The 16,202-nt window shown below is 61.8% G+C and carries 12 protein-coding genes and 1 tRNA gene; 10 read left to right on the top strand and 3 right to left on the bottom strand.

The genetic code is table 11. The features are described 5' to 3' along the window. On the top strand, positions 1-2,016 hold the full coding sequence (locus WJ16_RS11385; protein ID WP_069257144.1) for a sodium:solute symporter family protein: 2,016 nt from the start codon (positions 1-3) through the stop codon (positions 2,014-2,016). A 63-nt stretch (positions 2,017-2,079) separates the two neighbouring features. Here WJ16_RS11385 and WJ16_RS11380 read toward each other — a convergent pair whose 3' ends face one another. The 3 genes from WJ16_RS11380 to WJ16_RS11370 all read right to left on the bottom strand — a co-directional run bounded on the left by WJ16_RS11380 (position 2,080) and on the right by WJ16_RS11370 (position 4,077). After that, on the bottom strand, positions 2,080-2,658 hold the full coding sequence (locus tag WJ16_RS11380; RefSeq protein WP_236858154.1) for a hypothetical protein: 579 nt from the start codon (positions 2,656-2,658) through the stop codon (positions 2,080-2,082). A 180-nt stretch (positions 2,659-2,838) separates the two neighbouring features. Next, a complete protein-coding gene (locus WJ16_RS11375; protein ID WP_069257142.1) occupies positions 2,839-3,447 on the bottom strand; it encodes a DUF2939 domain-containing protein in 609 nt (202 codons plus the stop codon). 539 nt (positions 3,448-3,986) lie between these two features. After that, positions 3,987-4,077, bottom strand: a tRNA-Ser gene (locus WJ16_RS11370). Positions 4,078-4,263: 186 nt separating this feature from the next. On the opposite strand from WJ16_RS11370, the gene WJ16_RS11365 reads away from it, so the two are divergent. The 9 genes from WJ16_RS11365 to WJ16_RS11325 all read left to right on the top strand — a co-directional run bounded on the left by WJ16_RS11365 (position 4,264) and on the right by WJ16_RS11325 (position 16,160). After that, positions 4,264-4,893 (top strand): LysE family translocator, encoded by a 630-nt coding sequence (locus tag WJ16_RS11365; RefSeq protein ID WP_069257141.1) that lies wholly within the window; start codon positions 4,264-4,266, stop codon positions 4,891-4,893. Positions 4,894-4,938: 45 nt separating this feature from the next. Next, positions 4,939-5,364, top strand: coding sequence for a hypothetical protein (locus WJ16_RS11360; RefSeq protein ID WP_069257140.1), 426 nt, complete (start codon positions 4,939-4,941; stop codon positions 5,362-5,364). Between the two features lie 230 nt (positions 5,365-5,594). Further along, entirely contained in the window at positions 5,595-8,372 is a 2,778-nt protein-coding gene (locus WJ16_RS11355; protein WP_069257139.1) for a type VI secretion system Vgr family protein, read from the top strand. A 23-nt stretch (positions 8,373-8,395) separates the two neighbouring features. Continuing rightward, entirely contained in the window at positions 8,396-10,660 is a 2,265-nt protein-coding gene (locus tag WJ16_RS11350; protein WP_069257138.1) for a T6SS effector phospholipase Tle3 domain-containing protein, read from the top strand. Next, a complete protein-coding gene (locus tag WJ16_RS11345) occupies positions 10,657-12,138 on the top strand; it encodes a virulence factor (RefSeq protein ID WP_084636026.1) in 1,482 nt (493 codons plus the stop codon). The genes WJ16_RS11350 and WJ16_RS11345 overlap by 4 nt, the downstream gene beginning before the upstream one ends. A 9-nt stretch (positions 12,139-12,147) precedes the next feature. Further along, on the top strand, positions 12,148-12,411 hold the full coding sequence (locus WJ16_RS11340; RefSeq protein WP_069257136.1) for a PAAR domain-containing protein: 264 nt from the start codon (positions 12,148-12,150) through the stop codon (positions 12,409-12,411). 126 nt (positions 12,412-12,537) lie between these two features. After that, positions 12,538-13,875: a virulence factor gene (locus WJ16_RS11335; protein ID WP_069257135.1), complete on the top strand. Its 1,338-nt coding sequence runs from the start codon at positions 12,538-12,540 to the stop codon at positions 13,873-13,875. Positions 13,876-14,307: 432 nt separating this feature from the next. Beyond that, entirely contained in the window at positions 14,308-15,399 is a 1,092-nt protein-coding gene (locus WJ16_RS11330) for a toxic anion resistance protein (RefSeq protein WP_069257134.1), read from the top strand. Between the two features lie 20 nt (positions 15,400-15,419). After that, complete coding sequence (locus WJ16_RS11325) at positions 15,420-16,160, top strand: VWA domain-containing protein (RefSeq protein ID WP_069257133.1); 741 nt, start codon at positions 15,420-15,422, stop codon at positions 16,158-16,160. Positions 16,161-16,202: the final 42 nt, after the last annotated feature.

The following is a 16,202-nucleotide window of genomic DNA, read 5'->3' as shown; positions in this document are numbered from 1 at the left end:
ATGCTGACGCGCCGACTGATCCGCGCCTACGCGCTCTACACGCTGGGGTTTCTCGGGTTCGTGCTGCTGATGTGGCGCATCGAGCGCGCGGCCGGCTCCGGCGTCTGGATCGGCTATGTGTTCCTGTTCGTGCCGATCGCCGTGTATGCGGTGATCGGGCTGCTGTCGCGCACGTCCGATCTCGTCGAATACTACGTGGCCGGGCGGCGCGTGCCGTCCGCGTTCAACGGGATGGCGACGGCGGCCGACTGGCTGTCGGCCGCGTCGTTCATCGGCTTGGCCGGCTCGCTCTACGCGACCGGCTACGACGCGCTCGCGTACGTGATGGGCTGGACGGGCGGGTTCTGCCTCGTCGCGTTCCTGCTCGCCCCTTATGTGCGCAAGCTGGCGCGCTACACGATTCCCGATTTTCTCGGCACGCGCTTTTCGAGCACGGCCGTGCGCGCGCTGGCGGCCGGCGCGGCGATCCTGTGTTCGTTCGTGTATCTGGTCGCGCAGATCCAGGGCATCGGCCTGATCGCGACGCGCTTCATCGGCGTCGATTTCGCGATCGGGATTTTCTGCGGGCTCGCGGGCATTCTCGTGTGTTCGTTTCTCGGCGGGATGCGTGCGGTCACGTGGACGCAGGTCGCGCAGTACATCATCCTGATCAGTGCCATCCTGATTCCGGTGTCGCTGATCGCGATGAAGAACGGGCTCGGCCCCGTGCCGCAGTTCAATTACGGCAAGCTGATGGAGCGGGTCGCGGCGCGCGAGGCGCAGGTGCGCGATGCGTTCGACGAGCAGGAGGTGCGCGACGCGTATCGCAAGCAAGCCGCGGATATCCAGACGCGGCTCGACCGGCTGCCCGCATCCTATGCGGATGCGCGCCGGCATCTCGCCGACCAGTTGGCCGATTTGCGGCGCCACAACGGGCCGCTGCGCGAGATCAGCCAGCGCGAGCGCGAACTGGCCGACTTCCCGCGCGATCCGGCGGCAGCGCGGGTCGCGTGGACCCAGGCGCGCGACGATCTGCTCGCCCGGGCCGAGCCGCCCGTGCCGATGCACGAGCCGTTTCCCGCCGCGAGCGACGACGAACGCAAGCCGCGCGAACGGAATTTCCTCGCGCTGCTGCTGTGCCTGTCGCTCGGCACCGCGAGCCTGCCGCACATCCTGACGCGCTACAACACGACCACGTCGGTCGCGTCGGCGCGGCGCTCGGTCGGCTGGACGTTGTTCTTCATTGCGCTGTTCTACCTGAGCGTGCCGGTGCTCGCGGTGCTGATCAAGTACGAGATCCTCGCGAACCTCGTCGGGCGCCCGTTCGCCGAATTGCCGGCGTGGGTCACGCAATGGCATCACTTCGAACCCGACCTGATCAGCGTCGTCGAGGTGATTCGCGACGGCATCGTGCACTGGTCGGAAATCCAGATGCAGCCGGACATGGTCGTGCTGGCCGCGCCGGAGATCGCCGGGCTGCCGTATGTCGTGTCGGGGTTGATCGCGGCCGGGGCGCTCGCCGCGGCGCTGTCGACCGCGGACGGGTTGCTGCTGACGATCGCGAACGCGCTGTCGCACGACGTCTACTACTGCATGGTCGCGCCCGATGCATCGAGCCAGCGGCGCGTGACGATCTCGAAGGTGCTGCTGCTCGGTGTCGCGCTGTTCGCGTCGTATGTTGCGTCGCTCAATACGGGGAAGATCCTGTTTCTCGTCGGCGCCGCGTTCTCGCTGGCGGCCTCGAGCTTCTTTCCGGTGCTGGTGCTCGGCGTGTTCTGGAAGCGTACGACGACGCGTGGTGCCATCGCGGGGATGGTGACCGGGCTCGCCGTGTGCGTGTACTACATCGTGTCGACCTATCCGTACTTCACGCAGTTGACGGGGTTCGCGGGACGCACGTGGTTCGGGATCGAGCCGATCAGTTCAGGCGTGTTCGGGGTGCCGGCGGGGTTCGCGGTGGCGATCGTCGTGAGTCTGTGCGACAAGCGGCCGGATGAGTACACGCTGGCGCTGGTGGATTACATCCGGCATCCGTGACGCGAGTGTCGTTCGGCATTGCTCAAGTGCCGCCCCGTCCGTGTCGGCGCCTTGACGGGTGGGTCAGAGCGCTGAAATGCCGAGTTCGGCTCCCTTGGTCGTCCGCACCCGGCTGAAATCACAGCTTCCATCCGTCACGCCTTTGGCGTTCGGGATGGCGACGCAGACGTAGGCACGGATGCCATGCGGCAAGGCCACGTGGCGGAACTCGCCAACCTTGATCGTCGCGACCCGATCGACGGCAAATTGGTCGTTGATCGGCGTTACGCCCGACGGGATCGACATGGTCACTTCCGACGTGGCGTTCCCGGCTTGCGATGTCAGCGTCTGGCTGCTGCCGATTTCTCCGTTGACCGAGAAGCGGATCGCTGCCTGCCCCTCGGACACGCGCTGGACCGTGACCGCGAGGGTCGGCTTGGCAATTCCCGCTGCGCATTTGCCGGCGGCGCATTCGCGAACGGAAAGAAGCGTGCGAAATTGGGATGCAGGCTGACCGATGACCGACAGGTCGGTCGACGATCCGCCGTCGCGCAGCGATTTCTCGAGCGGTGGGGGAGCGGTCACCGCGATGGTGGTGCTGATCGACGCGGGCGAAAATGCCGTCGCGCAAGCTGACAGCATCGTCGCAGCAATAGCCATCATGGCGAACCGTGGACTCAATCGCATGGATCTGACTCGCGGTGATGAAACCCTGGATATCGTCAGGAGAATACACATCTTCAGCGTGTGGTGTTCGCGATTTGCTGCCCGTCGCAGGCTCGGCCCAAACGAGGAAGCGGACCGTCCGCGCTGAGTTGCCGGGTTCGGTTCGCTTCCTGGTAATCAGTTCAAACCGAACTTGTCGATCGGCAGATTGACTGCGCTCAGCTTCCAGGACCAGAGGCCGTCACGCTTGAGGATGAATGTCACCTCGTCGTCCGTTCCTTTTCGCGCAGTTGCGGTGACGGTCGACCAGTTCTTGTAGCCGACCGAATAGTCGGCCTTCGGCTTGCTGCTCGTTGTTTGCGGTGCGGCGTCACTTCCGGACCCCGCATGGGCCGTTTCCGATGGTTCGGGAGAGGACGCCGGCACGCTGACGTGCGCGGGCTTGGCCGGTCCCTGGGCCATCATGGTCATGACTCCCGCCGGCGTAACCATCGTGTCGATGGCCTGATTCACGAAACCCATCGCCATCACCATTCCCAGATCGGCGAATGGATTACCGTTCATCTCGGGGGAGTTCGCCATTTTCGCGTGCATCATGGTTATGAGTTGCGCACGGAGGCTTTCTCGCATCGATGGAAAATCGACATGGGAAGAAAAAGAGTCGGCATCGTTGTCGGCCAGGGCCGATCGCATCTGATACAGGGTGATGTACGGGCTCGCATAACTGGACGCCACGCCCGCGGCTATTGCGATTCCGGCGATCGCCATACGTTTTTTATTTTTCATGGTCTCTACACGCGTTCATATTGTTTATCGGGACGTCATTTTAACGGTCGCATGCCGGAGAATTTGAGTTTCCGAGAAACTGCGGCGCGGATATGCGATCGCTATTCCATTCCGAATGACGGATGGGTTGGAACGTTTTCAGGCTGAGCAAGACAAACGAGCGATCAAAATGCTTTGAATTGCATGACCCGCGCCCGCGCCCGCGCTCGATGCAGGGTGGCGGAAATCGATGCGAAGCGTGCGATGGCGGGCGAGTTTGCGCTGGACGGGGGGATCGACGCTGCAAGAGCGCATCATGGGCGCCGCCAACGGTCGCCGCACTCGCGATCGACGGACGCTTTGGCGGGCAGACATGAAAAACGGGCCGAGCGGCCCGTTTTTGCTGATGTCCCGGCGGAGGAAGGGTGATTCGTCGACACGAGCGCGGGCCGCGGATTCGCTTGCGAGAGAATCCCTTCGAATCCCCCGCGCAATCCGAACTATCGGCCTGCCTCTCTCCGGAAACGAAAATGCCCGCTGGCGCGGGCATTTTTGAATACTGGCGGAGAGAGGGGGATTCGAACCCCCGATAGGCGATTAACCTATACACGCTTTCCAGGCGTGCGACTTAAACCACTCATCCATCTCTCCGGAAGACCGAGAGTATAGCAAACTCTGGGGGCGGTCCGCCACCCCGTCCGACGAGCCATGCAAATCGGACGGGGCGCGAGGTCGGCGGCCCGCCAGACAACCGTCGAGCGGACGGTCGCGCCATCATGCGATCATGTTCAGTCCGCCTGCATTTTCCAGCCCTTCGTTCAACAGGAACGCCCCGCCATGTCGCTGTCCGCCTTGCTCGCTTTTGCCGTGATCCTGTCCGTCGGCGTCGCGACGCCCGGCCCGACGGTGTTGCTCGCGATGAGCAACGGCTCGCGGTACGGATTGCGTCACGCGATGGTTGGCATGCTGGGGGCTGTCACGGCCGATGTCGTGCTCGTTGCGCTGGTCGGGTGCGGTCTCGGGATGCTGCTCGACGCGTCGGAAACGGCATTCGTCACGCTGAAGCTGGCCGGTGCGGCGTGGCTCGCCTATGTCGGCGTGCGGATGCTGCTGTCTTCCGGCGGTTCCACCGCTGCGCAGGCGCTCGATCACGCGACGCCCGATCGCCGGACCGCGTTCCTGAAGAGCTTTTTCGTCGCGATGAGCAACCCGAAGTACTACCTGTTCATGTCCGCGCTGCTGCCGCAGTTCGTCGACCGGTCGCGTGCGATCGCGCCGCAGTACGCGATCCTTGCGGCGACGATCGTCGCGATCGACGTCGTCGGGATGACCGGCTATGCACTGCTCGGCGTGCATTCGGTGCGCGTGTGGAAGGCCGCGGGGGAGAAGTGGCTGAACCGTGTCAGCGGGTCGCTGCTGTTGATGCTCGCGGGCTACGTCGCGCTGTATCGCAAGGCCGCGAGCTGACGCGGCGATGCATCGGGAACCAGACCTTCACCAACTGGCTCGACGATGAAGCCGATCGAGCGCTTCACGCTCGAAACGCACGACGGTCCGTATGAAACGTGGCCGTCGCGCACGCACGTGCTCGTGAACGGCGAACGTTGCGGCCTCACCGTTTCCGGCTATGTGCTGCTTCGCCAGTTCGAGACGCCGGACGCCTATCTGCTCGTCACCGACTACGACTGCCTGTTCGAGGAGGCCGTCACGTTCACGCTCCTGTCGAAGAATCCGTTGAAGGAACTCGCGCGGCGCACGGTCGGCGCGATGTACGCGTCGTGCCATCTGGACGACATGACGTGGGCCGACGACCGCCATTTCAGCGCGACGTTCGTGGACATCGAAGGACGGTGGGATTTCACGATTCGTGACCGATCGGTGCCGTTCGTGCTGCCACGGCTAGGTATGCGGCAAGTGCCTGCCGGCGCGGCGTCATGACGACGATCGGGTGTCGCCGGACGAGGCGTGATCAATTCGAAAGATTGTGAAATTTTAAATCTGGTTAGAAGCATTGTACAAAGCGCTCTAAATCCTTTCAAAATTTCGTCACTCGGCTGACAAATTTGATATGCTCGCGAAAAAACAGGCGGGTGGCACTCCCAGGACGGACCAGCGGGCGTGATTTCCCGACGAACAACGAAGTAAAACAAAATCCTGAGAGTCATGCTGTGAATACAGCCGAATTGCTACGCGCATTTGCGTCCGGGGTGGTCGATCAGAACAATCGGCCGGTTCGCATGAACTGGGGGCCAGCCCAGAAGACGCTCGAGCAGGTGCTCGCGCTTCAGTATGCCGATATCCGGGAAGGGTTGATGACGGGCATCGAGGGGCATCTGACCTGCGTGTCCGCTCGGGCCGATCTCCCGATCCGCAGCTTCATCGGGCTACCGGTTTCCGTGGAGATGACGACCGATCGCGGGCGTCTCCATACCATCAACGGCATCGTCACCGACGTCCGCACCGGACAGTCGGACGGTTCGCTCACCTGCTACCAGTTGACGATTCGCGACGTGCTGTCGGTGATGGAGCGGCGAACCAATTCGCGATTGTTCCGCACCAAGAACCTGCCCGACATCCTCGGCGTGCTGCTCCAGGAGTGGCGCCAGCGCAGCTCGGCGCTGGCGGGCGCATTTGAATTCGACCTGTCCGGCCTGCAAGGCGAACGTTACCCGGCGCGCGAACTCACGCGGCAGGTCAACGAGTCGGACGCGCACTTCATCCGACGGCTGCTGCGGCGCGACGGTGCGACCGTCTTCGTCAAGGCAGGCAAGGCCGGTGAGCGGGCGAACGGCAACGCGAACGACACGCCGGTTCATACGCTGGTCTTTGCCGACGACTCGATGAAGTTGCCCGAGACGGTTGCCGGTACCGTTCGCTATCACCGTGATGCCGCCACCGAAGAGCGCGACTCGATCACGCTGTGGGCGACGAGCCGCAGCCTGATTCCGGGCAAGATCGTCCGGCCGACATGGGATTACAAGACCGGCCGGATGTCGCAAACCGAACAGGCGACGATCGTCGACCAGGGCGACGGCGGCAACGATCTCGGGCATTTGCTGGCCGACAGCGTCATCGATATTCCGCACGCGGGAAATTCGTCGGCCGATCTCGACCGGATCGGCAAGGACCGCATGCTTGCGCACGAACTGCGCGCGGAATCCGTCGACGGCGTGAGCAATGTGCGCGACCTGGCCGTCGGCCACTGGTTTGCGCTTGCCGAGCATCCGCAGCTCGACACATTGCCGGCCGAGCAGCGGCAGTTCGTCGTCACGTCGCTTCATCACCGTGTACGGAACAACCTGCCGAAGGAACTGAACGAGCGCGCACAGTCGTTGTTCGCGGCAAGCCGCGTGCTGTTCAACGCGGTGCCGACCGACGTAAGCAGCACGCCGGGCGATGAAAACGACAGGCGCTACGAGAACACGTTCTCGTGCGTGCGGCGCGGTGTGCCGCTGACCCCGGCTTACGATCCCCATGTCGACCTGCCGGCCGTGCATCCGATGACGGCCGTCGTCGTCGGACCCGACGGGGAAGAAGTGTTCTGCGATGAAATGGGCCGCATCCGGGTGCAGATCCAGGGGCTGAACGCGGGCGATCACGCGCATGCGCAGGGCGCCGGCACGAGCGGCACGCCGACCGACAGCGCGCCGGTGCGTGTCGCTTGCGCGCTCGCCGGGCCGAGCTTTGGCGCGAATACTTTGCCGCGCGTCGGCATGGAGGTGCTGATCGGCCATATCGGCGGCGACCCTGACCGGCTCGTCGTGATGGGCGTGCTGGCCAACGGGCCGAACATGCCGGCGACCTTCAGTCACACCGGCGCGCTGCCGGGCAACCGTTACCTGTCCGGTACGAAGACGAAGGAAATCAAGGGGCAGCGGTACAACCAGATCCGCTTCGACGATACGCCGGGGCAGATCAGCAGCCAGCTGGCGAGCGAGCATGCGCATAGCCAGCTGAACCTCGGCTATCTGACGCAGCCGCGCGACAACGGCCAGGGTACGGGGCGCGGCGAGGGCGCCGAGTTGCGCAGCGATGCGCACGTGGCGATTCGCAGCGGCAAGGCGATGCTGATTTCGGCCTGGGAACGGCTGCGTGCGAGCGACGGCCACCTGGCGCGGGACGAGTATCTGCAACTGATGCAGGAATGCGTCGAACTGTTCAAGAGCCTCGGGGACTATGCAGGCCAGCATCAGGGCGTGGCGCCCGATACGCAGCCGCACGACACGCTCATGACTACAGTGAAAGGCTGGCCGAATGGAGAACCGTCCGGCGGCGGCGACTCCTCGGGCGCATCGATGGCGGCGATCGGGATCACCGCGCCGGCCGGCATCAGCATGGCGACGCCGAAGACGGTCACGACCCATGCGGGCGGCAACGTCGATGTCGTTGCGCAGAATCATCTTCAGTACACGAGCGGGCAGCGGATCAACCTTCAGGCCGGGCACGGCGTGGCGATGTTCGCGCACAGCGAAGGCGTTTCGGCGATCGCCAACCAGGGGAAGGTGGCGCTGCAGAGCCAGAACGACGATACGCAGATCGATTCCGCGAAAAACATCCAGATGACGGCGGCGGGCGGCAAGCTCGCGGGCATGGCCAGCGAGCAGGTCGTGTTCGTGACGTCGGGCGGCGCGTATTTGAAGCTGCATGGCGGGGATATCGAGCTCGGATGTCCGGGAAGTTTCACCGTCAAGTCCGCATCGCATACGTGGGCCGGCCCGGCGAGCATGAGCACCGATTTCCCGAAGTTTGATCAAGGTTCGCTGGGACGGGTGCCGAAGCTGGTCAGGGCTACCGACGGGCAACCGGTCGAAGGGATGGAAGCCGAGGTGCGCAAGGCATCGGGCGAATTGATCAAGGGGAATACCGACGCGGAAGGCAAGCTGGCGCCGGTCAGCAGCGATCAGTTCGAGCAACTGGCGGTTCGCTTCTTCAAGTCGCGAACCTGAGCTGAGTCTTCAAGAAAAACAACATGTTCAACTACAACTTTTCGCAGAACCCGGGCGGACAGACGTCGACGGATGACCCGTCGCAGATGGCGGTGGGCGGTGGAGCGGGGACGACGCTGTTCAATCGCAACGATCTCCAATGCGTGATGCAGATGCCGCTGCCGGGTGTCGTCATTTTCGTTCACGGGGTGAATTCCGAAGGGGAATGGTTCAAGGACGCCGAGGAAGGGCTGTGCGCTGGATTGAACCGGCGCATGGGACGGTATGACGACCAGCTGTTCCAGCATGGGCCGGTGGCCGGGCAGATGACGCCGGTCAGCTACATTGACAGCCTGACGCCTGACGGATTTCTGAATCCGGAAATGTCCTCGCAGACGTATATCAAGCCCGATCCGTCCTTTTCGCCCGTCATTCATTTCCGGTGGGGCTATTCCGCGAATGCTGAGGAGTTGAAGGAGTATGGCGACAAGATCATGCTCAACGAGAACAATTATTGGGGTGGCGGGCCGTTCGCGGGCGGGTGTACAAGTCTGCCGGATCTATGGAACGACGGGTTGAACGACCGACTTTTTTTGTGGTTGACCGTCCAGCATATGAACTCCATCGGCAATCGCAAGATCTATTCGACACCGTCACGCGCCTACGGCGTGCTCGGTGCACTGCGACTTGCGCGCCTGGTCGAATCGATCCGCAAGCGGCAGGCCGACGTGCCGATCACGATCGTGTGCCACAGCCAGGGAAACATGATCGGGCTCGCCGCTGCATTCCTTGGTGACCGGTTGCCCGAGGTGACGGATCAGTGGGGCAAGAAAGGACGCTGCGTCGCAGACACTTACGTTCTTGCCAATCCCCCGTACAGCCTCGTGGAGAGCAACTTCACCGATACCTGGGCACAGCGCGGGGTACGCGACAAGAACGGGCATGTGGGGCGCGAGACCTATGTCGCACGCAAGGAGACGCTGAGGGAGTACTTCGATATCCTGCGCGCTCGGGCCGATCTGGAGATGCCAGCGGAGGATCTCGATCGCGCGATGGAAAACGCAAGACCGTCGAAGTGTGGGGGGAAGCCGTATAGCGCAGCCAAGGACCGGGAGGCGCACGGATTGTATGGAACAAACACCTACGGAAGAGTAACGCTGTACTGCTGCCCGCATGATCAGGTCATCTCAGCCCTGACCGTTCAAGGGATCGGCTGGCGCGGCATGAGTATCGAAGAGATCAGTGCGACAAATGCGTGGGGTGTTTTCTCGCAACGTGTGTTCGCGTCGAATTTCGAAGTCGGCGGTGACAACAAGCTATACCGGTATTGGGAGGATGACTGGCGTAGCAGCACGAACAAAACGGAGGGTTTCTGGTATCCGCCATCACCGCCCGCGCGGTACGGGTTTGCGCGAGGCATGCATTCCAATGAAGGGTGGATCGCGAAGTTTTTCACGTTTGTAACGAGCCCGGCCCTTTACCTGTTCAACTTGTCGGACATGGAGGTTAATGCCCTGCCGCCGGAAAAATGGGAAATTCCGATTACAGCACCGATGCTCGACAAGGAAACGCGCTTCTTTCCAAAGGCGTTGCGCTTTGGCAAGCCATCGGGCGCATGCGCTGCGGACGGGAAACGGCTCGAAGAAGGAGCCTTCAACGAGGGCTACGATCCGCCATCGGCTGGGCTCGATGCCAACAAGGAGAACAAGCGAGATGACGATCCATACGACACCTTCGACAAAAAGTCAGAAAAATTCGCGACTCCCGAGGGCGACGCGCTGAAAGCGCAGGGCGACGCAGCATCCGAGGCTGCGCAGCGATACGAGGATCATTCCATTCTCCGGATGGAAGCGCGGAGATCAGGGAATCGCCACTGGGTCGACGAGGCAGGTAAAGTGATCGGAGAGGACAATCCGGCCGCCGCGAGCGCTGACTACACCGAGTGGAGAAACAAGGAGATCTTCGCAATTCTGAACGGAGGGGACAAGAATAACCCCACCAACCATTCGACCATCATGACCAACAAGGAGCATGCTGAAAAGGCACTGGCCTATGATGTGGCGATTGGCCTTTGTTATCTGACCGAAGATGACTTTGAGGACGCAAGAATTCAAGCTGATTGGCGATTTGCCAGTGATGCAGATAAGAATGGTCCGAATTCTAATTTGGCTGATTATATAAACACCGGAAAATGTGGCGGCTTTTATTTGCATGAATGGGCAAAAAAAGACGAGCACGCAAAGATGCCATCAAAGATACATGATGAACGAGATGGCGGGCTTTTCCTGAAGCTGGCGAGGAAATTATGAGAGCGGTCATTGCAACTTGGCCGCGCCGTGTCGGGGTTGCTGGTCTTGCATTGTTCCTTGCTTTAGGAGCATCGTTTTTGATATTGATTTCGTCCGGCAAGCCGGCGGGAGAGTTATTAAGTATGGGTAATCTGATGAAACGACTGGTGCTCATCCCCGGGCTCGTGGCAATCATGGTGTTCGCATTTGCTACGTTGATTGCAACCCCACGCGCGGTCGCCGCGTCGTCGACCGATAAGGCAGCTTCGATCGCTGGAGCGGGCTTGTCCAAGCCCTTCGTTGCGCAGGTCGTAGGGCTAGGGTGGATGAATCCACTTCAACGCAGGGATTATCCAACGGAGTGGCAAATATTGTGGACGCTCGGACTGGTCAAGCCGAATATCAACGATGATATGCTTCGAACGAATCCGAATAAATATTCAACGTTGCAGTCAATTTCTATCATTGCAGACGGTCGTCGCGGACGCGAATCGTTTTCCGGTTTTTACGAGAAATATGTCGATAAACTGCTGCTACTTTTCCGGGTGCCGTATTTTACTGGGGAAGGTTATTTTTATACCGTCAGCCCGAACGAGCAACGGAAGTGGCGAGAGTTGGCCGGAATGCATGTCGAGCTGGCAGTCCCTTCTGGTCGAATTGATTCTGAGTTGGCCGGGTCCTATCTTCGGGATCGCATCGTCAACATCTTTGAAATCGGTAACCCGTCCGCGAAAAATCTTTCGAGCCACGATACGCCACCCGATGTTCACGTGACGTCGGGGCAAGGTAACGCCGGCTTTACGTCGCTCAACGCGGCGTTGGATTATCTGGCGACGCACCCTGACAAAAGCGTTTGGGTGATGAACTGGGACGCGCCTAATTTTCCGCCGAAGGACGGACAGATCAACGAAAACATGGTGGTGCTGTTCCTCGCTGGCCCTGATCTGAAGACCGAGCGTGAGCCGCTTGCCTGGATCGGCAAAGCTGCACGAAGCAACGTCAAGGATTTCGAGGCGAAGCAAGGCGCGAGCCGTGCGGTGCAGGCATGGAAGTCGACGATCGAAACGGCGGCGAGCAACGCAGGCGTGTCAGCCTCGTCGGTGAATTACATCGTGCACGACGCGGGCAAGGGCAGCGACGCTGCATCGACACGGATCGCCTCGCTGTCGCAGACGCTGACGGAAGTACTGCCGGAATACGATTTCCGTACGCAGACCTTCAATACATCGGCGTTGCTTGGTGACATGGGCGCCGGCGCAGCGCTGACCGATGTGGCGCTGGCGATCGGCCGAGCGAATCACCTCGGCGGAAACGTGCTCGTAGCAGGAACGACCGACGCGGAGCACCCGACAGCGGTAGTGGTGGTCGCGCCTTCGAAGCTGACGCCGATCGATGCAAGCAAGGACTGGTTCCGCGCTCGCGGCGGAAACAACGCGTACTTGCCTTGGTGGGGCCGGCGTCTCGACGCGCGTCCGACGTCGCAAGGCTATTCGGAATAAGGAGCGCGCGTGCGCGGAATCATTCGGGTCGGCGATGCGACGAGCCACGGCGGCCAGGTTGTGACCGGTAGTGCGGTCAGTGAGGTGATGGGGCGGCCGGTCGCTCGGCTCGGCGATACCTGTGTCTGCCCGATCTCGGGACATCAGGCCTGCTTTATCGCGGAAGGCGATCCGCAGGTGATCGTCGACGGCAAGCCCGCCGCATTCGATGGTCACAAGACATCGTGTGGCGCGACGCTGATTTCGAGTCTGGTGTCGTCCGGGCGGGAATGAGTTGCCGGGCCGGTTGCCGCGAGGGCCTTTCCATCTGGAATGAAGACGGCGCTCCGGTTCCGACGGGCTCCGGTGCCGCGGGATCGGCAGCCAACGCTTTGCCGATCGGCTCGATTAGGAATCTTCATGTCCCGTTTTACGCTTGTCAGACGCGCCGGGTCCGTTGTGATCGCGGCGGCGACCATCCTGTTGGCCTTGCCGGTACGTGCGGAGATGAACACCACATCAGCGCACGCCGTCGACGGGGCATCCGCCGTGCCGTTCGTTGCCCAGGTTGTGGGCCTTGAATGGCTCAATCCGCTGCAGCGCCGTGATTATCCGACTGAGTGGCAGTTGCTTTGGACGCTCGGGCTGGTCAAGCCGAACAGCAACGACGATATGGTTCGGACGAACCCCCAAAAATATTCGTCGTTGCAAGCAATTTCCATTGTGGCGGACGGACAGCGGGGCAGTGAGTCGTTTGCGGGGTTTTATAAGAAGTATATTCGTAAGCTTCTTGTGTTGTTTCGTACGCATTACGTGACAAGCTCGGATTATTTTTATACGGTTAAATCTGATAATAAAAATGAATGGCGGGAGTTGGCTGGTATTCGCGTCGAGCTTGCCATTCCGAATGCTCGTCTGGATCCGGCGCTTGCTGGAACGTTTTTGCGCGATGAAATGGTCAATGCTTACGAGATCGGGAATCCATCCGCAAAAGATCTTTGGAGCCGCGATACGCCACCCGATATACACGTGACATCGGGACACGGCAATGCCGGCTTCACGTCATTGAATGCTGCGCTGGATTACCTGGCTACACACCCCGACAAAAGCGTCTGGGTGATGAACTGGGACGCACCCAGTTTCCCGCCGAGTGACGGACAGATCAACGAGAACATGGTGGTGCTGTTCCTCGCCGGCCCGGATCTGAAGACCGAACGTGAGCCGCTGGCATGGATCGGCAAAGCTGCACGCAGCAACGTCGACGATTTCGAGACGAAGCAAGGCACGAGCCGCGCGGTGCAGGCATGGGTCTCGACGATCGACGCGGCGGCGAGCAATGCCGGCGTGGCTGTCTCGTCGCTGAACTACGTCATTCACGATGCAGGGAAGGGCAGCGATGCCGCGTCGACAAAGGTCGCCGCGCTGTCGCAATCACTGACGCAGTTACGGCCGGAATACGACTTCCACGCACAGACCTTCAATACGTCGGCACTGCTTGGCGACATGGGGGCCGGCGCGGCGTTGACCGATGTCGCGCTGGCGATTGGCCGCGTTAGTCACCTCGGCGGAAACGTGCTCGTGGCGGGAACGGCCGACACCGAGCATCCAACGGCGGTGGTAGTCGTCGCACCGTCGAAGCTGACGCCGATCGATGCAAGCAAGGACTGGTTCCGCGCTCGCGGCGGAAACAACGCGTACTTGCCGTGGTGGGGCCGTCGTCTCGACGCGCGTCCGACGTCGCAAGGCTATTCGGAGTAGATCCCGTCACCAGACGATCGTCGCAACGTGTCATAGGTCCGCGTGGCCGGAATCCATGGATTCGCCGCCGCCTGACATATCGCGACAATCGCGTTTGCCGCGTTAAGCAATCTGTAACAATCAGCGGAATAGCAAAAGCTGAAATCTTTCAAAATACTTTCGCGCGCTCGCTGCCTGCGTTTCCCGCGAAGTCCGGATTCACGCTCCATCAAGGCATTTATCCTTACGTCACCCGGAGCGGTACCGAGATTTCCATCACACACATTACAAAGTGTATGGATTTTGAAAGATCCGCATCTCTTGACGCACCGCATCGTCGCCCTTTATTGTCCGTCTGCCGCCCGTGAGAGAGCACGGTGGCAACCGCGGATGCGCGCGTCGCGCGCATGACAACACGCAGCAGAAAGCAGAAAAAGGAAACGTGGTAGCCACATGAAGCCGCTATTCGACGACAAGAACGCCCATGCGGTCAGCGATCGTCCTTCCGCCCCGTCTTCGTCTCCCATCGCCACGCCCGCCGCCGCCGTTGCCGTACAGGTAGCGCGCCCGGTCGAAAACGTCCGCCTGATCACCGTCGACGAGATCGACCAGCTCGGCGCGACGCAGGGCACGCGGATCGCCGCCTTCTCTCAGCAGATTCTCGCGAGCGTGCGCGCATCGGATGCCGACCAGTTCGGCGACAAGCTCAACGAACTGATCGCGACCGCGAAGGGGCTCGACCCGCGCGGCGCCGACAAGGGCGGGCTGCTCACGCAGGTCACGCGGCTGTTCCGCTCGACCAAGGAGAAGCTGCTGTCGCAATACGAGTCGGTGAGCAAGCGGATGGATACGCTCGTCGTCGAGCTCGAAACCCATGCGCAGCGCCAGAAGGCAGGCATCGACGAACTCGAGCGGATGTACAACGACAACTACGCGCTGCACCAGGAGCTCGCGCAGTCGAAGGCGCACGGCGAAACGGCGCTCGCGACGCTGCGCGCGCATCTCGCGGCCGGCCAGCAGCCGGCGGACGACGCGTTCGCCGCGCAGCGGCTGCTCGACGTGAAGCGCAAGGTCGACGCGCTCGAAAGCAAGCTCGACGACCTCGACCGCGCGATGCTGATGTCGAAGCAGCTCGCGCCGCAGATCCGGATGGAGCAGGACCAGAAACGCACGCTGACGTCGAAGTTCATGACGATCAAGACCGTGCTGATCCCCGCGTGGACCAACGCGTTCGCGCTCTACCTCGAGCAGCTCAGCACGAAGCGCGCGGCGGCGCTCGCGAACGCGACGTACGACGCGGCCGACGAGGCGATCCGCGCGCAGGCCGACCTGAATCGCCAGAACGCGCAGGAAGTCGCGAAGCTCGGCCAGCGTCCGGTGATCTCGACCGATACGTTCGAATACGCGCAGCAGCAGCTGTTCGGCGCGTTCGACGACATCACGCAGATCATCGCCGACGGCAAGCGCCAGCGCGAACAGGACGCGCCGCGCCTGCGCCAGCTCGAACAGGACCTGATCACCCGATTCGCTCCGAAGCACAACTGAAAGAACCGAGAGAACACCGCATGATTACGCTTGAGAAGCGCGCGGCGAAGGTCGCGATCGTCCTCGAAAAACGCCAGATCTTGAAGCCGCCCGTCGTGCGCGTCGGCGCGGCGCTCGACATCTCCGGCTCCGCGAAGCCGCTGTACCAGTCGGGCGTGATCCAGGACACGCACGACCGGATTCTCGGCATCGCGCTGAAGTTCGACGACAACGGCGAAGTCGACACGTGGACCTTCACCGAAGGCTACGACCGCCTGCCGACCGCGACGCCGGACAACTACGGTTCGTACATCTCCGATCACGTGCTCAACGCGCGGATCGACAAGTGGGGCGGCACGCAGTACGCGCCAGTGATGAACGACATCGTCGACTTCTTCTTCCGTGCGCCTGAGCCGAAGCGCGAGGAAAAGCGCGGCTTCCTGAGCCGGCTGTTCGGCGGCGCGGACGCCACGCCCGCGCCGGTAGCCGCCGCGCCGGTGAACGGCCATCTGCCCGCGTGGGTGCTGTTCGTCACCGACGGGCAGAACCCGACGAACGACCGCAAGCGCGTGCGCCAGCTGCTGGCCGAGTCGCAGCATTTCCCGCTGTACTGGTCGCTCGTCGGCGTGGGCGATCCGAGCGAATTCGGTTTCCTCGCGGAAGTCGCGGACGAGATGCCGAACGTCGGCTTCCTGCATCTCGAATCGCTCGACCTCAGCGACGAACAGATCTACGAACACCTGATCACGCAGGAATTCTGCGACTGGGTGCGCGCGAAGTAAGCGCGTCCCGCCTGCTCATTTTTCTGAACTCGGTTACCCCAT

Source organism: Burkholderia metallica (genome assembly GCF_001718555.1).
Taxonomy (GTDB): domain Bacteria; phylum Pseudomonadota; class Gammaproteobacteria; order Burkholderiales; family Burkholderiaceae; genus Burkholderia; species Burkholderia metallica.
Note: the sequence above shows the minus strand (reverse complement) of the source record. Positions and strands in the feature narration are given on the sequence as shown.

Bases quoted from the DNA above. Each gene is read 5' to 3' on its own strand.
- WJ16_RS11385 (WP_069257144.1), top strand. From the start codon at position 1: ATGCTGACGCGCCGACTGATCCGCGCCTACGCGCTCTACACGCTGGGG.
- WJ16_RS11330 (WP_069257134.1), top strand. From the start codon at position 14,308: ATGAAGCCGCTATTCGACGACAAGAACGCCCATGCGGTCAGCGATCGT.
- WJ16_RS11380 (WP_236858154.1), bottom strand. From the start codon at position 2,658: ATGATGGCTATTGCTGCGACGATGCTGTCAGCTTGCGCGACGGCATTT.
- WJ16_RS11365 (WP_069257141.1), top strand. From the start codon at position 4,264: ATGTCGCTGTCCGCCTTGCTCGCTTTTGCCGTGATCCTGTCCGTCGGC.
- WJ16_RS11345 (WP_084636026.1), top strand. From the start codon at position 10,657: ATGAGAGCGGTCATTGCAACTTGGCCGCGCCGTGTCGGGGTTGCTGGT.
- WJ16_RS11360 (WP_069257140.1), top strand. From the start codon at position 4,939: ATGAAGCCGATCGAGCGCTTCACGCTCGAAACGCACGACGGTCCGTAT.
- WJ16_RS11325 (WP_069257133.1), top strand. From the start codon at position 15,420: ATGATTACGCTTGAGAAGCGCGCGGCGAAGGTCGCGATCGTCCTCGAA.
- WJ16_RS11350 (WP_069257138.1), top strand. From the start codon at position 8,396: ATGTTCAACTACAACTTTTCGCAGAACCCGGGCGGACAGACGTCGACG.
- WJ16_RS11375 (WP_069257142.1), bottom strand. From the start codon at position 3,447: ATGAAAAATAAAAAACGTATGGCGATCGCCGGAATCGCAATAGCCGCG.
- WJ16_RS11335 (WP_069257135.1), top strand. From the start codon at position 12,538: ATGTCCCGTTTTACGCTTGTCAGACGCGCCGGGTCCGTTGTGATCGCG.